This window comes from Blautia sp. AF19-1 (genome assembly GCF_003479155.1).
Classification (GTDB): Bacteria; Bacillota; Clostridia; order Lachnospirales; family Lachnospiraceae; genus Fusicatenibacter; species Fusicatenibacter saccharivorans.
In genome coordinates this window covers 120,689-138,973 of sequence record NZ_QUGQ01000009.1, presented here as the reverse complement: position 1 = coordinate 138,973, position 18,285 = coordinate 120,689, and the positions used below count along the sequence as shown (strand labels likewise).

The following is an 18,285-nucleotide window of genomic DNA, read 5'->3' as shown; positions in this document are numbered from 1 at the left end:
TTAAGTTTGTGGGATAAGTTTGTGCAAAATTCGATATTTGCTCATTTATAGTTCTAAACTCTTTTCCTTCTTTCTCCTGTATCATCCCTAACATTTTTTCAAAAGACTGTTCAAATCCCTCAGTATCCGCCTTTTTTTCGCTTCTTTGTCCTTCTGACACGATGATGCGGGTATTTTTTCACTTCGTTGTTTAAATAACGCTCCATGAGCATCTAATCGATATTCTTATTCGTGTACCATTTACCAGAATGATGAATCGCATAAGAACCTCTTCCCAACGCTATCGCCGTCACACCATAATCCTGCGATACGACAATATCGCCTTTATGACAGACACGGATCAGTTCATAATCCACAGCATCTGCTCCATCACCAACCACGACTATTTCGCTATAATCCGATATCAAATATCAAATCATGATTGGTATCGCACAACAGTGTTACCGGAACACAATGCTCTTTTGCAATTTTCTCAACCGTCTCAATTACCGGACAGGCATCTGCATCGACCAATATTTGCATTCTTCTGTTTCTCCTACTTTATGATTACCCAATTCGATTTTCTGTTTGTTCCATTTTGTACCAACACACCATTTTGCTGTAAAGAAACAAATATTCGTGAAACAGTTCTTTTGGACACACCGATCTGTTCCGCATAATACGCCTGGGTTGCAAATGGGTTCTTTTCTATAGCCTGTAACAGTTTTTCTATCTGAACCTGTTCCTTCGTTCGTGATATTTTAACGCCATCAATGCCATTTTTTATATCATTAACGCCATTTTTTGTTTTCTTGGCGTTGATTCTGGCGTTATTTGTATCGTTTTGTCCTCGATAGATATTGATACGCAAGTCAACTTCTCCACCAATAAACTCCGGTTCCTGTAGTCCAGCAGATTTTACCTTGTCTATAATTCTCGGAATCCCGCTTCCCCAATGTTCAATCAGATTCATATACGAAAAGGCATGTGCAAGGGCTTCATTCCTGATTTTGGAATAGCCTTCTTTCATACGCTCCAACGTTTGTCCCATCGGCAATTTCCCCGGCGATGTGATTTCCAGTCGGTTGTCATACACCGCAACCTGTATTGTACCATGATCCAGATAGCTGCGATGCACCACCGCGTTGATAATCAGCTCACGAATTGCATCCGGCGGGATTTCATAAATATCCTGACGGTAAATGCCGACAAGCGTAGCTCCCAGATGAATATTTCGCAGAACAAACTGAAATGCTTCCTCTATTTGTTCCCACAAAGGACCCGTATATTCCCTTCGATCAACAAAAACCGCTTTCGTTGTTCCCTTAAACACACCGCACTGAATGGCAACATGAAGCCCTCCACAGCCCGTTAAGATAGCATAAGCGTTAGAAGGGTAGTCTTTTCCATCACGTTCAATCAAAATACCCCAGGACCGAAGCTGCTGCTTTCCAACGTCTTTTACCGATGCTTTCTGCTCCTCATTATGGGCATTTTTGACTGCCTGCTCCTTCATCGCTTTACAAAGCGTATCAATTTCTTCTTCTGTAACACTCAGTCCAGTACATAACGCCTGATCAAAATAACGATTGCTTCCCTCAAGCATCAGCTCTTTGATCATATACTCGTCAGCAAGCCGGGTTGTTCCAGCAACACGGACATATACGCCTCTCTCTCGTCCAAGCGCTTTAATGTAATATGGCCGCTGTCTGCCTTCAGAAATTTCTGCCACAATAACCGTCTTGCCATCAACTGTCTGCAGCGTAATATCTGGAATAATTGCCGGTTCACAGCTATCCGAGACGGCATTGGCAATCGCATCCATCTTTTTGAATACATCTTCCTTGTCAAAGCCAACCACTTCTCGGGTTTTGTCCGCAATTCCAAAAATAATTTTTCCTCCGGTTCCATTTGCAAAGGCAACCACAGACTTCATATATTTGATGCTCTTTTCCGGCAGGTTCTCTTTGAATTCTACGTTTTTGGATTCTCCTGCAAGAATTTCTTCTATGGTCATAAATACACCTCGCTATCCGTGTTTATTTTAATAAATCAATGCTTAAAGTTCTCTTTATATCTGTTACCTTAACATATAATTCTCATTCAAGCAATGCAGTACTTTTAAAAATCGTAATTCATTTTTTCAAGTCTGTCAATTCTATTATTTTCCTTTTCTCGCGCATGATCAGATTCAATCATAGGGCGAAAAGTACAGAATCTATTAGTCCCTTACCAACTCAAAACATCCTTAAGCATTTGTTTTACCGCTTCAAAAGTTAACCTGCTGGATATTTTTTTATATTGTGAACAGAAATCTTTGTTATAAGGAGCCACCGTTTTTAAATAGTGCATATGCACTATTTTCTTACCGAAGATGACGATCTTGATGAGGATGAATTTGAAGAAGGCTTTTACATTGACTTCTTTTAATCTATCGTCTGTTTGCCATGCCCGCCTTTGTGCGGGCTCTTTTTATCAAGAGTTCGACGGAAGTCGAACTTTCCTATTGTACAAAAAAGCAGGCACATCAAGTATCTCTACTTCATGTGCCTGCAGCACTTTGAAACGGTCTCTTTTACGTTCTTAACAATGCGAATAAAGATAAAGTTTGACAAAATTTCGAATTTTTCCTTTCTTTTTTGACCAAAATTCATGCGGTTTTAAACGGTCTGAAACGGTCTAAAGCGGCATTTTTGCCCTGTTTTTTCCATCAAAAATGTACAAAAAAACCGCTAAAACACTGGATTTTAGCGGTTTTTCAGGTATGGACCTGAGGGGAATCGAACCCCTGTCCGAAAGCCTATTCATTCAGGCATCTCCCATTACAGTCATTCTATTAAAGGTTCCCCCATCGGCACGCCGGATGACAGGCTTGCCGCTTCGGTAGCTTCATAAAATCTTCCATCTCCGCAAAGCTTTGGAAACGAAGTGCTCCGCATCTGTTTGATGCCAGGAGAATAGCCGCGGAAAACTATTCAGCTGACAACGCCGCACTTAGGCAGCGTACGCTACGTAATTATCGTCTGCGTTTAAATTTAGGTTCCAGGTTGATGACGCGGTCCCGGAGTCCACGAATGGCTTCCCAAACTTCAAAACCCCCGTCGAAACCAGTACAAGCCCGTGCTGGCTCTACAGACGCTTTTCTTTGATACGGGGACGCAAACAGATCGTCCCGGTGCAGTGAAAACTCTCTTTCAACTGCCGTATATTGTATTATAGTCTTTCCCCATACTTTTTGTCAAGGATTTTTAATACAGATTTTTAACTTTGAAATCTCTCTCCGCCTCACGTCTCTGATCCTTCTTTGCGATATCCTGCCGTTTATCATACAGTTTTTTACCGCGTGCCAGACCGATCTCGACTTTTACGAGGCTGCCTTTAAAATACACCTGCAGCGGAACGAGCGTGTAGCCTTTTTCCTTGATCTGCGCCTCAAGTTTGCGGATCTCATAGTCGTGCAGCAGCAGTTTCCGGATGCGCAGCGGGTCTTTATTGAATATGTTGCCCTTCTCGTACGGACTGATGTGCATGCCGTAGATGAATACCTCATCACGCTCAATGCGGATGAAGGACTCCTTGATGCTGCATTTTCCCATGCGGAGGGATTTTACCTCGGTACCGGCAAGGGAGATGCCGGCCTCGTATTTATCCTCGATAAAATAGTCATGATATGCCTTTTTATTGTTGGCAATCATTCGATTTCCTTTTTGTTTTGCCATAACTTTTTCCTCCAAGGATTTATTCTGTCTCGGTTTCTTTTTCTACATACGTAAAATCGATTGTCCGGTTGGCAGGCTCGGCGTTTCGGACACGGACACGCACCGGCTCACCAAGGCGGAATACTCTTCCGTGCTGCTCTCCGACCAGACGGTAATTTTCTTCATCGAAATTGTAATAATCGTCTTTGAGTGTCATAATGTGAACGAGTCCCTCGACGGTATTTGGCAGCTCTACATAGAAGCCCCAGCCGGTCACGCCGGAAATGACGCCGTCGTACTCTTCGCCGACATGCTCCAGCATATATTCGGCTTTCTTCAGTTTCACAGCCTCTCTTTCTGCCTCTGCAGCACGCTGCTCCATCGCACTCGACTGCTCCGCCACATGCTGCAAAATGGACGAATATTTGCCGATTCTGCCGCCCTTGTCGAGACGTCCCCGCAGATCATCCTTGATAATGCGGTGGATCTGCAGATCCGGGTAACGGCGGATTGGTGAGGTAAAATGGCAGTAATATGACGCTGCCAGTCCGAAGTGGCCGCTGCATTCCGGGGTATAAATGGCTCTTGCCATCGACCGGAGCAGCAGGCGGCTGATCAGCGGCTCTTCCGGGGTTCCCTCGATGCTGGTGAGAATCTTCTGCACCTCACCCGGCGTAATCTCATGGGAACGCTTTTCGACTTTGATGCCCTGTTCACGGATCAGCGTCAGCGTTGCCTCCATGCGGTCTCCGTCCGGCTTGTCATGCGTCCGGTATAAGAACGGGATTTCGCGTGTGCAGTATTCCTCTGCCACGGTCTCGTTCGCCATCAGCATGAAGTCCTCGATCATCCGTGTTGCCACGTTCGACGGATACGGGCGGATCTCCACCGGCGTCCCTTCTGCATCAAGAATTACTTTGCTCTCCGGGAATTCAAAATCAATTGCTCCGCGTTCTTTCCGACAGCTCCGGATCAGTGCAGACAGTTCCTGCATCTGGCGGAACATCGGAACCAGCTCATGATATTCCTCCAGCAGCTCCGGATGTGCTTCCGGCTCGGTCAGGATTGCATTGACGGCGGTGTAGGTCATGCGGCGGTCCACGCGGATCACCGTCTCAGCGATCTGATGGCCGATCACACGGCCTTTCTCGTTGATCGTCATAATACAGGAGAGTGCCAGGCGCTCCTGTCCTTCATTCAGGGAACAGATGCCGTTTGACAGACGCTTCGGCAGCATCGGAATAACGCGGTCCGGCAGATAGACACTGGTGCCGCGCTTTAACGCCTCACGGTCGAGGGCGGAATTTTCCTGCACATAGTTGCTCACATCAGCGATATGAACGCCAAGCGTCCACGTATCGCCCGCTTTTGTGACGGATACGGCGTCATCGAGGTCTTTGGCATCCTCGCCGTCGATTGTCACCATCTGCCAGCTTTTTAGATCGAGGCGGCCGTTGTAATCGTTTGGAATTACTTCCTCCGGGCATTTTTCTGCCTGTGTGATCACGCGTGCCGGGAACTCCTCCGGGATCTGGTAAGCGTCCACGACTGCCTGGATATCGACAGTCTGGATACGCGGCTTCTTCTCTGTGTCGCCGTCCTTTCCATTCTTTCTGCGGAATCGGTCATCGCGTCCTCTTCTGCCCTGCTCTCCGGCGCGGCGGTCTCTTTTTTCCCGTTTTTCCGTCGTTGTGGATGCACCGCGGCTCTTCTGGTAACGGCCGTCGGAGATCACATCGATTTTTCCTTCTTTTACCAGGATTTCCATAACCTCCGCAAGCTCCGACCGTTTTGCTTTCGGCACCTGCAGCAGCATGGCAATGTCTTTCAGACGCATCGGCTCATAGTTTTTCGAGCTTACGAGATCCATGAGCAGCGTCTTGCGGTTTTTCAGCAGTTTCGAACTTCTGGAACGCGGATGGCCCGCATGACCGCCATGGTTCCCGCTGTTCTGTCCTGCATGGGACGCCGCGCTGCCCTGCGGATATTTCCTCCGATCTTTTTTCTTCTTATTATCTTTCATCTATTATCTCCTCTTTGTAGAAAAAGACACCCTTACGCCTTCTCGTGGGAATAAGGATGTCTTTACTTTGCTAAAAATTCATGTTTAATACAACCGACAGTACAATAAACAGAACTGCCATGATTTTTGTTGCACGGATCAGAGTTCCTTCTGCAGAACGGCTTTTGTTTCTTCCCCAGTAAGTGTCTGAGATACCTGCGATAGCACCGAGACCCTGCTGTTTTCCTTCCTGCATCAATACAACAACGGTTAAAGCAATACAATCAATGACATAAATGACTGTCAAAATCGTTCTTAAAATTTCCACAATTACACCTCCTACGGCCAACTTATATTATTTTACCATAGCGGAAGAACGATTTCAACTGTTATTTGCCTATTTTAGCCGTTTTTCACCACTCTCTTACGCCGGTTCCCTTTTGCGGGAACGGATTCCGGTATTTCGCTTCCTCACCGAGGCGTTCCTCGATGCGGAGAAGCTCATTGTATTTCGCATTCCGCTCCGACCGGCACGGTGCTCCGGTTTTGATCTGGCCGGCGCCTGTCGCGACGGCAAGGTCTGCCAGAAAATCATCCTCTGTCTCTCCGGACCGGTGGGAAATGACGGCGCGGTACCCTGCTCTCTGCGCCATCTCCACCGCATCCAGCGCCTCAGAGAGCGTTCCGATCTGGTTTACCTTGATCAGAACCGCATTTGCCGTGCCAAGTGCAATGCCGCAGGAAAGCCTTCTTACATTCGTCACAAACAGATCATCCCCGACCAGCTGTACTCTGTTCCCGAGCGCTTCCGTCATCTGTTTCCAGCCTTCGAAATCGTCCTCGCACAGCCCGTCTTCGATGGATACGATCGGGTATTTTTCGATCAGTTCCTCATAGTAGGCAACCATTTCTGCGGTATCCCGAAATACTGTCTTTCCGCACTGACGGGATTCCCCGGGAAAGTAGTAGACGTTCCTGCTCTCCTCGTAGAGCTCGCTTGCCGCCGCATCGATCGCGATCATCACGTCGTTTCCGGGCGCATAGCCGGCTTTCTGGATCGCATTGACAATGAGCTGCAGTGCTTCATCGGAATCCTTTAAATCCGGCGCAAAGCCGCCCTCATCGCCGACAGAAGTCGAGTATCCCTTCTCCTTCAGGAGCTGCTTCAGCGTATGGTAAATCTCCGCGCACATGGAAAGACCCTCCCGGAATGAGGGAGCGCCGCACGGCATAATCATAAATTCCTGCAGATCGACGGTGTTGTCGGCATGACGGCCGCCGTTTAAAATATTCATCATCGGCACGGGCATACGGCTTGTGTGGCAGCCGCCCAGGTACTGGTACAGCGGCAGATGAATCGCATTTGCCGCCGCGCGCGCCACAGCAAGTGAGACACCGAGAATGGCGTTTGCCCCGAGGTTTTCTTTCGTTTCGGTTCCGTCTGCCTGGCACAGGATATGGTCGATCCGCTCCTGCTCGAGCGCATTCTCGCCGACAACGGCATCGGCCAGCACGGTATTGACCGCTTCTACAGCCTTTCTCACGCCCTGCCCCAGATAGCGCACTTCCTGATCTCTTTTTTCCAGTGCCTCAAATTTTCCTGTCGATGCCCCGGACGGCACCTGGGCACGCCCCATATGGCCTTCCAGTCCGAGAATCCCCTCCCCGACGGCCACTTCCACCTCTACGGTCGGATTTCCGCGCGAATCCAGAATTTCTCTTCCTGTCACGCTTCGAATTGGTAAATATCGAAACATAGTTTTCCCTCCTGTTTTGCTGCAAAGTGAACAGTAACCAAGTTTCTTCTCTGCGTTCACAGTATGACCGTGCTATGGGAAAAATATGTTGCTCTCTCTGTCGAAACCTCTTTTTTCCAGTCCTTATTCTTTTCAAACATAAAAAAACGCAATATGAAAGCCATCCGATTTTTCCATTTTCGGATGGCTTTCATAAGTTAGAACTGTGCATTGGACTGAATCCTTTCTTTTTTGTTCTTTTGTTCTTTTGTTCTTTTGTTCTTTTGTTTCACTTTGGGGTACTTCGTTACGTTTTCTTGGGTCCATACCTTCGCTTTCTTAGTTTATGGGGTAATTCGTTATGTTCTCGGTGGTCCGTCCTCTCTTTCTGTTTTTTTTCTTCCGTTTTCTTTTGTTGACTTTACTATATCAGTTTTCTCACCGTTTGTCAACACTTTATTTTGATTTTTTATCTGTTTTCCATTTTTATTCTGTCTCTTATTGCGTAATTATTTTTATTTTCAGATTATTATAATAAAATATCCCTGCCGCACCCGTTTCAAAACGAATCCGGCAGGGACATTTTCACGATTTCTCTTTATTTCTTAATCAGCAGGGATTTTCCTGTCATTTCTTTTGGCTGCTCCATGCCCATCAGCTCGATCAGAGTCGGTGCGATGTCTGCCAGGCAGCCGCCCTCTCTTAACGTGTAGGATGGATCTGCATTAACCAGAATGAACGGAACCGGATTGGTGGTATGAGCGGTGTATGGCTCGCCGGTCTCATAGTCTACAAGCTGCTCTGCATTTCCGTGGTCCGCACAGATGAACATCTGGCCGTCAACCTCTTTTAATGCCTCCACTGCTTTGCCTACGCACTCATCAACAGCCTCAACTGCCTGGATTGCTGCGCTCTCAACACCGGTATGGCCAACCATATCCGGATTTGCAAAGTTGATGATGATAACATCATATTTCTGGGAACGAATAGCATCCGTCAGCTTGTCGCATACTTCGTAAGCACTCATCTCCGGCTTCAGGTCATAAGTAGCAACCTTCGGGGATTTTACAAGGATTCTATCCTCACCTTTATTTGGCTCCTCAACGCCGCCATTGAAGAAGAAGGTTACATGTGCATATTTCTCGGTCTCAGCAATACGTGCCTGAGTCATGTTATGTGCTGCCAGATACTCACCGAAGGTGTTGGTGATCTCTTCTTTTTTGAATGCAACGGATTTGTTCGGGATAGTCTCATCGTATTCCGTGAAGCATACGTAGGTCAGATCCAGACGTTTTTCTCTCTCGAATCCGGTGAACTCATCTGCACAGAATGCTCTTGTCAGCTCTCTTGCACGGTCCGGGCGGAAGTTGAAGAAAATTACAGAATCTTTATCCTGAATCGTTGCAACCGGTTTTCCGTCTTTTTTCAGAACGGTCGGCAGAACGAACTCATCGGTTTTTTCAGCATCATAGGAAGCCTGAACAGCCTCTGCTGCATCGGTTCCTTCTACGCCTTCCCCTTTTGTCAGAGCTTTGTAAGCCAGCTCGACACGATCCCAGCGGTTATCACGGTCCATTGCATAGTAACGGCCGGAGATCACGCCGATTTCGCCGACACCGATCTCATCCATTTTTGCCTGCAGCTGCTCAACATAGGATTTTCCGGATGCCGGAGGAGTGTCACGGCCATCCAGGAAGCAGTGTACATAAACTTTCTCGAGACCCTTACGTTTTGCCAGCTCCAGAAGTCCGAATACGTGGGTGATGTGGCTGTGAACACCGCCGTCAGAAAGAAGTCCGAACAGGTGCAGTGCGGAATTATTTGCTTTTGCATTTTCAACAGCCTTTACCAGCTCTTCATTCTCGAAGAAATCGCCGTCCTGGATTGCTTTCGTGATTCTGGTCAGCTCCTGATATACAACGCGGCCTGCGCCCATGTTCAGATGGCCTACCTCAGAGTTACCCATCTGTCCGTCCGGAAGACCTACAGCAAGTCCGCTGGCCTGTCCTTTTACGTACGGGCACTGGCTCATCAGCTGGTCCATAATCGGAGTTTTCGCTTCGCAGACAGCGTTATGCTCGCATTTGTCATTCAGTCCATATCCGTCAAGAATCATTAATACGGTTGGTTTTTTACTCATTGTGAATTCCCTTCTTTACTTAAATTTTGGGTAACAATACAGAGCCCCGTCTCGATTCCGCTTACGCTGCATCTCGATGTTGCTTTTCGCCATATGAAACTCCAGAAAAAGCGCTCCTTCATGCAAGCATGATTCGCGATTTTTCTTCCATTTCGCATGGCTCTGAATTGTTACATTTTGTTAGTATACCCGGATTGTCGAAGAAATCTCCTGGATCATCGACATTCCGCCTAAAATCTGCATGGCATCCTCAAAATGGCGCTCTTTGACCTCGTCCGTAATAACGACGATCTCGGCGTATTTTCCATTGACACGTTTCTGAAGCATCTGTGCAATCGAAACCTTGTTGTTTCCAAAGACAGAAGCTACCGATGCCAGCGTTCCATACCGATTTTCAATCTGCATGCGTACAAAATATTTCGACTTAATTTCGCCGACACGCTTGATCGGACATTCCCGGTAGCATGTGCAGCCGATTCTGCCGCAGCAGTTCCATAAAATATTGCGCACAACATCGAAAATATCGCCCACAACGGCACTCGCAGTCGGAAGCTCTCCGGCACCTCGTCCGTAAAACATCGTATCCTGTACGGCATCGCCTGTCAGGAATACGGCATTGTAGGAATCATTGACAGTCGCAAGCGGATGATTGCTGTCGATCAGCATCGGATGAACGCGGGCTTCGATTCCTTCCGGGGTATCTTTTGCCACGCCGAGCAGCTTGATCGTGCATCCCATCTCTTTTGCGTACTCGATATCGGTCGCCGTGATTTTGGTAATGCCTTCGGTGTAAACATCTTCAAATGTCACTCTGGAGTTGAACGCTGCCGAAGCCAGGATTGCTACCTTGCGGCCGGCATCAAGACCTTCCACATCTGCGGTCGGGTCTGCTTCTGCATAGCCCATGTCCTGCGCCAGACGGAGCGCATCACCAAACTCCATGCCTTCCTGCGACATTTTTGTGAGAATGAAATTTGTGGTACCGTTGAAAATACCCATCAGCTCTGTGATATGATTGGCGGCAAGGCACTGTTTCACCGGACGGATGATCGGAATTCCTCCCGCCACGGATGCCTCATAGAGAAAATCTTTTCCGTTTCTCTTTGCTGTTGCAAGGATTTTTTTGCCCTCGGATGCCACCAGATCTTTATTTGCCGTTACAACATTCTTTCCAGCATCCAGGCAGGCAAGAATGTAATTCATGGCCGGCTGTTTTCCACCCATAACCTCAACAACAATCTCGATTTCCGGGTCATTGGCAATCTCCTCGAAGCTGGTGGTAATGATGGAGGGATCGTCAACCTTTGCAGCTGCTTTTTCCACATTGCGCACAAGAATTTTTTTCAGCTCTACACGTGCTCCCAGCTTCGGAAGCATTTCCTCCTGCTGGCTTTTCAGCACTTTATACACACCGGTACCGACAGTACCAAGACCCAGCATTCCGATTTTAATTACTCTTTCCTCTGCCATACTCATCTCTCTCTCTTATTTCAGGGATACGATGCATTCAATTTCCACTTTTGCTGCTTTCGGAAGAGCGGCAACTGCTACACAGGAACGAGCCGGTTTGGACTCACCAAAGAAAGCACCGTATACTTCATTTACCTTGGCAAAATCGTTCATATCGGTCAGGAAAATGGTTGTTTTCATCACTTTCGTGCGGTCAGTTCCTGCTGCTGTCATGATTGCGTCCAGATTCTTTAAAGAGAGGGTTGCCTGCTCTTCTACGGTTTCCGGGATCACGCTGCCATGCTCTACATCAAAGCCAAGCTGTCCGGAAATAAATAAAAGGCCGTTGTCTGCGACTGCCTGTACATAAGGTCCGATTGCTGCCGGTGCTTTTTCTGTATTAATGATTTCTCTTGCCATAATCATATTCTCCTTTATGCTTTCTTTCGCGTCGTCTGATTTGCCGCGTTTTTTCCCTCTATCATGCGGTTTTTCCGACACTTTTGTCGTTCCCATCATATCACATGTGGGAGATGTCCGCAAGTGCGAAAAAGCCGCTCCCGGACACAAGAAAAGTTCAGAATCGTTCATTTCACATATCCAAATTCTATTAATTCATGTATGAACGCACTCCGTCTAGGATATCTTTTGTGATATGTCGACATAACAGCAATCACTTGTTTCTTTGATAACTGTTCTGTAAGTTCGTCTGATTTTCTTAAAAAAGCCGGTAAATTCATTTGCCTTTTCCAATCAAATCATCAATCCTATTTCATTTTATCCGTCAATATCCATTTTCCTTTTCGATTAGACCCCTCACGGATAACTTTACCTTCATGCTGCATTTTTGTAAGCATACGCTTAATCGTTGCCGTAGAAACTGCAAGCGCTTTTGCTAATTCTTTCTGAGTCAGTTTCGGATTTTTATAAATCATTTCTGACAATTGAATTTCAAGGTCATCTTTGGGATCATGATTGGGGTCATTGGGATCTCGATCGAGGTCAACAGGCTCATGATTGAGATTATCGGGCTCACGATTGAGATCATTTGACCCATGATTGAGGTCATGATCTCGATTTTTGACCTCAATGACCTCATTCTGGCCGCGATAAAGATTGATGCGGAAAGCTACTTCCATATCAATAAATTCCGGTTCACGCAATCCGTATTCCTGCATAGCCTGCATAAGTTTCGGAATACCACTTCCCCATGCTTCCACAAGGTTCATATAGGCAAAAGCATTGGCAAGCGAACGATTTCGGATTTTTGAAAATCCTTCCTTCATCAACTCAATCGTTACGCCAGGAAGCAGTCCACCAGGAGATGTGATCTCCAAGCGATCATCATAAATTGCCACCTGAATATTAGAATTCTGAATGTAACTGCAATTCATAACTGCATTAACGATCAACTCACGGATACTATCCGGCGGCAGTTCATAAATATCCTGTCGATATACTCCTTCCAGCCGACATCCCATACGAATATTTCTAAGGACAAACTGCACCGCTTCCTCTACTTGCTTCCAAAGCGGTCCTTCATAATTACGTCGATCCAAAAAGACAGCTCGCGTCGTTCCCTTAAACACAGCGCACTGTATCATGGAACGGAGTCCACCTTGTCCCGTTAAATAAATATACGCATTTGTCGGATAGATTTTTTCATTCTCATCTTTTTTCAAAATTCCCCAACTGAGCAAAACATTTTTCGTTACATCTTTAACTGCTGATCGCTGAAGATTGGATTTGCAGTTGGCAATAGCAACTTCCTTCATTTGTTCACAGAGACTTTTAATATCTTCATCGGTCACTTCTATATCTCTGCGGATTATTGAATCAAAAGAGCGGGCATCGCATTCATAATATAATTCTCTTGACATATCACGGTCAGCAGGGCGTGTTGTTCCAGAAACTCGAATATATACGCCATTCTCCAGCCCCTCTGCCTTAATATAATATGGTTTCCGACGTCCCGTCCTGATTTCTGCAACAATTACAGGTTTATCATTTATATTTTGCAAATAAACATCCGGGATAATTGTAGGTTCACAACTGTCAGAAATAGCATTCGTAATCGCATCAATCTCCCGAAATACTTTATCCTCCGGAATGCCAACAACTTCTCTTGTTTTATCGTCAATACCAAATATAATCCTCCCACCTTTTCCGTTAGCGAAAGCAACAACCGTTTTCATATATTTCATGCTCTTGTCTGGACGTTGTACTTTGAATTCAACGTTCTTGGATTCTCCAGCAAGGATTTCTTCTATTGTCATCCGATCACCTCCATGATTAAGTTTTGTCCATGATGACTCTATTATTTTGCTTTTTGCTTCCAATGTGGTTCCATTCATTTATGACTATTTTCCGTATGGTGCTTCAGATTCTGCCGCCATCAACACTGTTTCCTGATCGCTCAGATCGTATGTCACGGCTTTATGCTCTGGCTCATTAAAGGAAGACGAACCACCGATACCGAAATATTTTTCAAAAAACGTTTTCAGTTTTTCAATGACTCTCTGTTTTTTCTTGGCTCTTCCGCCACCACCAAAACGAGAAATTGGCGGCATGATTTTATCTATATCCGTTCCCGCTGTTTTGATCTCTCCGTCCCGAAACGCATTCTCTATGAACTTTCGTGTGTCTTTCGGCTTCAATTTTTCTTCCGTAATAATTACATTAAGATCATAATCGCGCTGTTCCACAACAAATTCATGCCACTCATCCATAACATCGTCCACATCATTGATTCCTGCAATAAAGGTTTCAATAAGCTGTTTCTTGCTGCGCAGCTCCGGGCTGGCATCAATCGCTTTATTGATGGTTATCAGCACTTCCTCATCTTCACAGCGGGTATCATGATACTTCTTTACAAGCATCAGAATATAATCAATGTTGATTTCTACCTGCCGGATCAATTCAATTTCAAACACCACATCATCTGTAATATCCGTACTTTCCCGGCGTTTCCGTTTCCACTCGTCACGCAAATCCTGATAACGTCCAAGGTAGTCTTGCAAATTGCGCTCAGAAATCAGCTCATTCCCCTTAAATTCGTCAAAGGAAAGCAGAAGGTTTCTCATACGAAGAATAGCACCAAACAAAGCAATAAAATCCTTCTGGTTCTGCTCTCCGACAATCTGCGGTTCTGACAGCGGAAACTTATGATTCAATTCCTCCATCAGATCCACATACCCTGGCATTGGCTTACCATCTACGGATTCATATCCGTAATAGTAATCCTTAAAGCTCTGCAGCAAAACAAGGCCCCCGGCATTCTTATCCCCAAACAAGGAAATGGCACTATCTACTCGCTTCTGCAGATTTCTGAAACATACAATATTTCCAAAGGTCTTGATAGAATTCAGAATACGGTTTGTACGGAAAAACGCCTGTATCAGTCCGTGCATTTTCAGATTTTTATCCACCCACAGCGTATTCATAGTCGTCGCATCAAAACCGGTAAGAAACATATTGACTACGATCAGAATGTCCAATTCCTTATTCTTCATGCGAAGCGACACATCTTTATAATAATTCTGGAATTTATCACTTGAGGTATCGTAGTTCGTATGGAACATTTTGTTATAATCCTTGATTACTTCTTCCAGAAACTCTCTGGACGGCTGGTCGACAGATATAAAACAAGCATATCACGAAAACGTGAATTTTTCAATCCGCGCAAAAAATCACTCCGCTTCAAAACACAGAAACGAAGTGATTTCTTTTTGCACAAACTGGCACTCTCTATAGCTAAATCAAGGATTATATGTTGCATAAAAAACAGCAAAGCGCCACCAAACATCTCACCTTCAGCATTTCTGCCAAATTCACCGTGTTTGGTGGCGTCTTAGTCTGTTTTATTTATTGATTTCGTATAAAAATCAATTATTTATTGTAGTTTACGATAGCTCCGAAATCTGGTTTCAGGGATGCTCCGCCTACCAGACCGCCGTCAATGTTCTCCTGTGCGAACAGTTCCGGTGCGGTTTTTGCGTTTACAGAGCCGCCGTACTGGATACGGATAGCTGCTGCTGTTGCATCATCATAGATTTCAGCGATGCACTCGCGGATGCCTTTGCAAACTTCCTCAGCCTGCTCTGTTGTAGCAGTTTTGCCGGTTCCGATTGCCCAGATTGGCTCGTAAGCGATAACGGCTGTTTTGGCCTGATCTGCTGTTACATTCAGGAATCCAACCTTTACCTGCTGACGGATGAAATCCATCGTTACACCCTGCTCTCTCTGCTCCAGAGTTTCTCCGCAGCACATGATCGGGGTGATGCCGTGCTCGAAAGCTTTCAGCATTTTTTTGTTTACGGTCTCGCTGGTCTCTGCGAAGTATTCTCTTCTCTCAGAGTGGCCAAGTACAACGTATTTCACGCCAGCGTCTGTCAGCATAGCCGGGGAGATTTCGCCTGTGAAAGCACCTTTCTCCTCAAAATACATATTTTCAGCACCAATCTGGATGTTGGAGCCTTTTGCAGCCTCTACAACCGGGATGATATCGATGGCCGGTACGCAGAAAACAACGTCAACGTCGTCATTTGCCACCAGTGGTTTTAATGTATTAACTAACTCTACTGCCTCGCTCGGAGTCATGTTCATTTTCCAGTTTCCGGCGATAATTTTCTTTCTTGCCATGATCGTTTGATCTCCTTAGTTTTACTTATTGAAACGGTTCAGAGCCATCTCTCGATTCCGCTTGCGCTCTGAATCGTTGTTTTATTTGTCGTTTGCTGCTGCAACGCCCGGCAGTTCTTTTCCTTCCAGGAACTCCAGGGAAGCGCCGCCGCCAGTGGAGATATGAGTCATCTTATCGCCATATCCAAGCTGGTTTACAGCTGCTGCGGAATCTCCGCCGCCGATGATCGTAACTGCATCTGTTTCAGCCAGTGCTGCTGCAACTGCTTTGGTTCCTGCTGCAAAATTCGGCATCTCGAAGCATCCCATCGGTCCGTTCCATACAACGGTTTTAGCAGTTTTAACAGCATCAGCGAACAGTTTTGCAGTTTCCGGTCCGATATCCAGACCTTCCCAGCCATCCGGAATCTGTCCGGCCGGAACAACCTGTGTATTTGCATCGTTTGAGAATGCATCTGCAACAACGTTGTCTACCGGAAGAAGCAGTTTCACGCCTTTTGCTGCTGCTTTTTCTTTCATTTTGTTTGCATAATCCAGATAATCCATCTCAAGCAGAGAATCACCAACGGTGCCGCCTGCTGCTTTTGCGAAGGTATAAGCCATACCACCGCCGATGATCAGGACATCAACTTTATCGATCAGGTTGTCGATAACAGAAATCTTGCTGGATACTTTGGATCCACCAAGGATGGCAACAAACGGACGCTCCGGATTGTTGACAGCATTTCCAAGGAATGCGATCTCTTTCTCCATCAGATAACCAACAACTGCAGTGTCAACATATTTGGTAACACCAACATTGGAGCAATGAGCACGATGTGCGGTTCCGAATGCATCATTTACGAATACGTCGCACAGGGAAGCCAGTTCTTTGCTGAACTCCTCACCGTTTTTGGTCTCTTCTGCACGATAACGGGTGTTCTCCAGAAGGATTACATCTCCGTCTTTCATAGCCTCAACAGCTGCTTTTGCGTTCGGTCCTACAACCTCAGGATCTGCTGCAAATTTAACTTCCTGTCCGAGAAGCTCGGAAAGGCGAACTGCAACCGGTGCAAGAGAAAGCTCTGGTTTTGGTTCTCCTTTCGGTTTTCCAAGATGAGAGCAGAGAATTACTTTTCCGCCGTCAGCGATCAGTTTTTTGATCGTCGGAAGAGCAGCTACCAGACGGTTCTCATCTGTGATTTTTCCATCGATCAGCGGAACGTTGAAGTCGCATCTTACAAGGACTCTTTTTCCTTTTACGTTGATATCATCTACGGTTTTTTTGTTTAACATGGGCGTTTCCCTCCATATATCCAACTGCATCTGCCGCGCCGTTTCTTTGTTTTTGCGGCATCGCGGTCCTTATTTAAAAATGCAGTTTATAATTTTTGCACACGGAAAATGGCTGTTTTTATGCCGTATTTTTCCGCCGCATTCGCAAAAAGGGCCCGGTCCTTAACAGACCGGACCCTTTGGGCTCTGAAATTTTGCCGTTCAGTTTGTTAAATTATGCTAACTCGCTGAAGTATTTGATGGTACGAACCATCTGGCTTGTGTAGGAGTTCTCGTTATCATACCAAGAAACAACCTGTACCTCTGTTGTTCCGTTGTCCAGCGGAAGAACCATGGTCTGAGTTGCATCGAACAGAGAACCATATCTCATACCAACGATGTCGCTGGATACGATTTCATCTGTGTTGTATCCGAAGGACTCGGTTGCAGATGCTTTCATTTTTGCGTTGATCTCATCAACAGTTACAGTTCCTTCTACAACTGCTGTAAGGATTGTGGTAGAACCGGTTGGGGTTGGAACACGCTGTGCAGAACCGATCAGTTTGCCGTTCAGTTCCGGAATAACAAGGCCGATTGCTTTTGCAGCACCGGTGCTGTTTGGAACGATGTTAACTGCAGCTGCACGGGATCTTCTCAGATCGCCTTTTCTCTGCGGTCCGTCCAGAGTCATCTGATCTCCAGTGTAAGCATGGATAGTAACCATGATACCGGATTTGATCGGAGCCAGTTCGTTCAGAGCTTTTGCCATAGGTGCAAGGCAGTTTGTGGTGCAGGATGCAGCGGAGATGATGTTATCGTCTGCTGTCAGGGTCTCATGGTTTACATTGTAAACGATGGTCGGAAGGTCGTTACCAGCCGGAGCGGAGATAACTACTTTACGAGCGCCTGCATTGATGTGTGCCTGAGCTTTTGCTTTGGAGGTGTAGAATCCGGAGCACTCCAGAACTACGTCTACGCCAAGCTCTCCCCATGGGCAGTTGTTAGCATCCGGGAAAGCATAGATTTTGATGTTTTTGCCATCTACTGTGATGGAATCTTCATCGGATGTTACGGTATCAGCCAGAGCATATTTTCCCTGAGAAGAGTCATATTTTAACAGATGAGCTAACATCTTCGGGGATGTTAAATCGTTGATTGCTACTACTTCATAACCTTCTGCTCCAAACATCTGTCTGAATGCAAGACGTCCGATACGGCCAAAACCATTGATTGCTACTTTTACTGCCATGATTTTCAATTCCTCCTAAAAAGTGAATTTTAATTTTGAGTCTCTGTACTTTGTTAAAGAAACATCAACCTTATCTGTATAATACCTAATTTCGTCGGAAAATTCAAGTTCTATTTTCAAGAAAATACGAAATTATT

Annotated in this window: 13 protein-coding genes, 1 other RNA gene and 1 pseudogene; all 15 read right to left on the bottom strand. The window is 45.9% G+C overall.

Features of this window, described 5'->3' with window-relative positions:
• Nucleotides 1–215: 215 nt before the first annotated feature.
• Nucleotides 216–522: pseudogene (locus DWX26_RS17870) on the bottom strand (DUF188 domain-containing protein); the annotation flags it as partial.
• Nucleotides 523–535: 13 nt separating this feature from the next.
• A complete protein-coding gene (locus tag DWX26_RS08205) occupies nt 536–1,996 on the bottom strand; it encodes an RNA-binding domain-containing protein (RefSeq protein WP_117760391.1) in 1,461 nt (486 codons plus the stop codon).
• 745 nt (nt 1,997–2,741) lie between these two features.
• Nucleotides 2,742–3,099, bottom strand: a transfer-messenger RNA (tmRNA) gene (gene ssrA / locus DWX26_RS08200).
• A 128-nt stretch (nt 3,100–3,227) separates the two neighbouring features.
• The gene (gene smpB, locus DWX26_RS08195) at nt 3,228–3,698 is read right to left on the bottom strand and encodes an SsrA-binding protein SmpB (protein WP_022463315.1); all 471 of its coding nucleotides are present in this window, start codon (nt 3,696–3,698) and stop codon (nt 3,228–3,230) included.
• Nucleotides 3,699–3,717: 19 nt separating this feature from the next.
• On the bottom strand, nt 3,718–5,547 hold the full coding sequence (rnr, locus tag DWX26_RS08190) for a ribonuclease R (protein WP_055226555.1): 1,830 nt from the start codon (nt 5,545–5,547) through the stop codon (nt 3,718–3,720).
• A gap of 223 nt (nt 5,548–5,770) precedes the next feature.
• The gene (gene secG / locus DWX26_RS08185; protein WP_055226503.1) at nt 5,771–6,007 is read right to left on the bottom strand and encodes a preprotein translocase subunit SecG; all 237 of its coding nucleotides are present in this window, start codon (nt 6,005–6,007) and stop codon (nt 5,771–5,773) included.
• An 85-nt stretch (nt 6,008–6,092) separates the two neighbouring features.
• On the bottom strand, nt 6,093–7,436 hold the full coding sequence (gene eno, locus DWX26_RS08180) for a phosphopyruvate hydratase (protein WP_118601218.1): 1,344 nt from the start codon (nt 7,434–7,436) through the stop codon (nt 6,093–6,095).
• Nucleotides 7,437–8,013: 577 nt separating this feature from the next.
• Entirely contained in the window at nt 8,014–9,555 is a 1,542-nt protein-coding gene (gpmI, locus tag DWX26_RS08175; RefSeq protein ID WP_117760394.1) for a 2,3-bisphosphoglycerate-independent phosphoglycerate mutase, read from the bottom strand.
• 180 nt (nt 9,556–9,735) lie between these two features.
• The gene (locus tag DWX26_RS08170; protein WP_055267016.1) at nt 9,736–11,025 is read right to left on the bottom strand and encodes a homoserine dehydrogenase; all 1,290 of its coding nucleotides are present in this window, start codon (nt 11,023–11,025) and stop codon (nt 9,736–9,738) included.
• Between the two features lie 15 nt (nt 11,026–11,040).
• Nucleotides 11,041–11,424 carry a RidA family protein gene (locus DWX26_RS08165; protein WP_055218381.1) on the bottom strand — a complete coding sequence of 128 codons (384 nt, stop codon included), beginning with the start codon at nt 11,422–11,424 and terminating at the stop codon, nt 11,041–11,043.
• Nucleotides 11,425–11,771: 347 nt separating this feature from the next.
• Nucleotides 11,772–13,280, bottom strand: coding sequence for an ATP-binding protein (locus DWX26_RS08160; protein WP_117814072.1), 1,509 nt, complete (start codon nt 13,278–13,280; stop codon nt 11,772–11,774).
• A gap of 84 nt (nt 13,281–13,364) precedes the next feature.
• On the bottom strand, nt 13,365–14,645 hold the full coding sequence (locus DWX26_RS08155; RefSeq protein WP_442857767.1) for a type I restriction endonuclease subunit R, EcoR124 family: 1,281 nt from the start codon (nt 14,643–14,645) through the stop codon (nt 13,365–13,367).
• Nucleotides 14,646–14,892: 247 nt separating this feature from the next.
• Nucleotides 14,893–15,645, bottom strand: coding sequence for a triose-phosphate isomerase (gene tpiA, locus DWX26_RS08150; RefSeq protein ID WP_022463322.1), 753 nt, complete (start codon nt 15,643–15,645; stop codon nt 14,893–14,895).
• 81 nt (nt 15,646–15,726) lie between these two features.
• Entirely contained in the window at nt 15,727–16,920 is a 1,194-nt protein-coding gene (locus DWX26_RS08145; RefSeq protein WP_022463323.1) for a phosphoglycerate kinase, read from the bottom strand.
• A 214-nt stretch (nt 16,921–17,134) separates the two neighbouring features.
• On the bottom strand, nt 17,135–18,148 hold the full coding sequence (gap, locus tag DWX26_RS08140; RefSeq protein ID WP_022463324.1) for a type I glyceraldehyde-3-phosphate dehydrogenase: 1,014 nt from the start codon (nt 18,146–18,148) through the stop codon (nt 17,135–17,137).
• Nucleotides 18,149–18,285 lie beyond the last annotated feature (137 nt).

What these genes read in the sequence shown, in the direction of transcription:
- DWX26_RS08205 (WP_117760391.1), bottom strand. Translation starts at nt 1,996, where the DNA reads ATGACCATAGAAGAAATTCTTGCAGGAGAATCCAAAAACGTAGAATTC.
- smpB (WP_022463315.1), bottom strand. Translation starts at nt 3,698, where the DNA reads ATGGCAAAACAAAAAGGAAATCGAATGATTGCCAACAATAAAAAGGCA.
- rnr (WP_055226555.1), bottom strand. Translation starts at nt 5,547, where the DNA reads ATGGATCTCGTAAGCTCGAAAAACTATGAGCCGATGCGTCTGAAAGAC.
- eno (WP_118601218.1), bottom strand. Translation starts at nt 7,436, where the DNA reads ATGTTTCGATATTTACCAATTCGAAGCGTGACAGGAAGAGAAATTCTG.
- gpmI (WP_117760394.1), bottom strand. Translation starts at nt 9,555, where the DNA reads ATGAGTAAAAAACCAACCGTATTAATGATTCTTGACGGATATGGACTG.
- DWX26_RS08170 (WP_055267016.1), bottom strand. Translation starts at nt 11,025, where the DNA reads ATGGCAGAGGAAAGAGTAATTAAAATCGGAATGCTGGGTCTTGGTACT.
- DWX26_RS08165 (WP_055218381.1), bottom strand. Translation starts at nt 11,424, where the DNA reads ATGGCAAGAGAAATCATTAATACAGAAAAAGCACCGGCAGCAATCGGA.
- DWX26_RS08160 (WP_117814072.1), bottom strand. Translation starts at nt 13,280, where the DNA reads ATGACAATAGAAGAAATCCTTGCTGGAGAATCCAAGAACGTTGAATTC.
- tpiA (WP_022463322.1), bottom strand. Translation starts at nt 15,645, where the DNA reads ATGGCAAGAAAGAAAATTATCGCCGGAAACTGGAAAATGAACATGACT.
- DWX26_RS08145 (WP_022463323.1), bottom strand. Translation starts at nt 16,920, where the DNA reads ATGTTAAACAAAAAAACCGTAGATGATATCAACGTAAAAGGAAAAAGA.
- gap (WP_022463324.1), bottom strand. Translation starts at nt 18,148, where the DNA reads ATGGCAGTAAAAGTAGCAATCAATGGTTTTGGCCGTATCGGACGTCTT.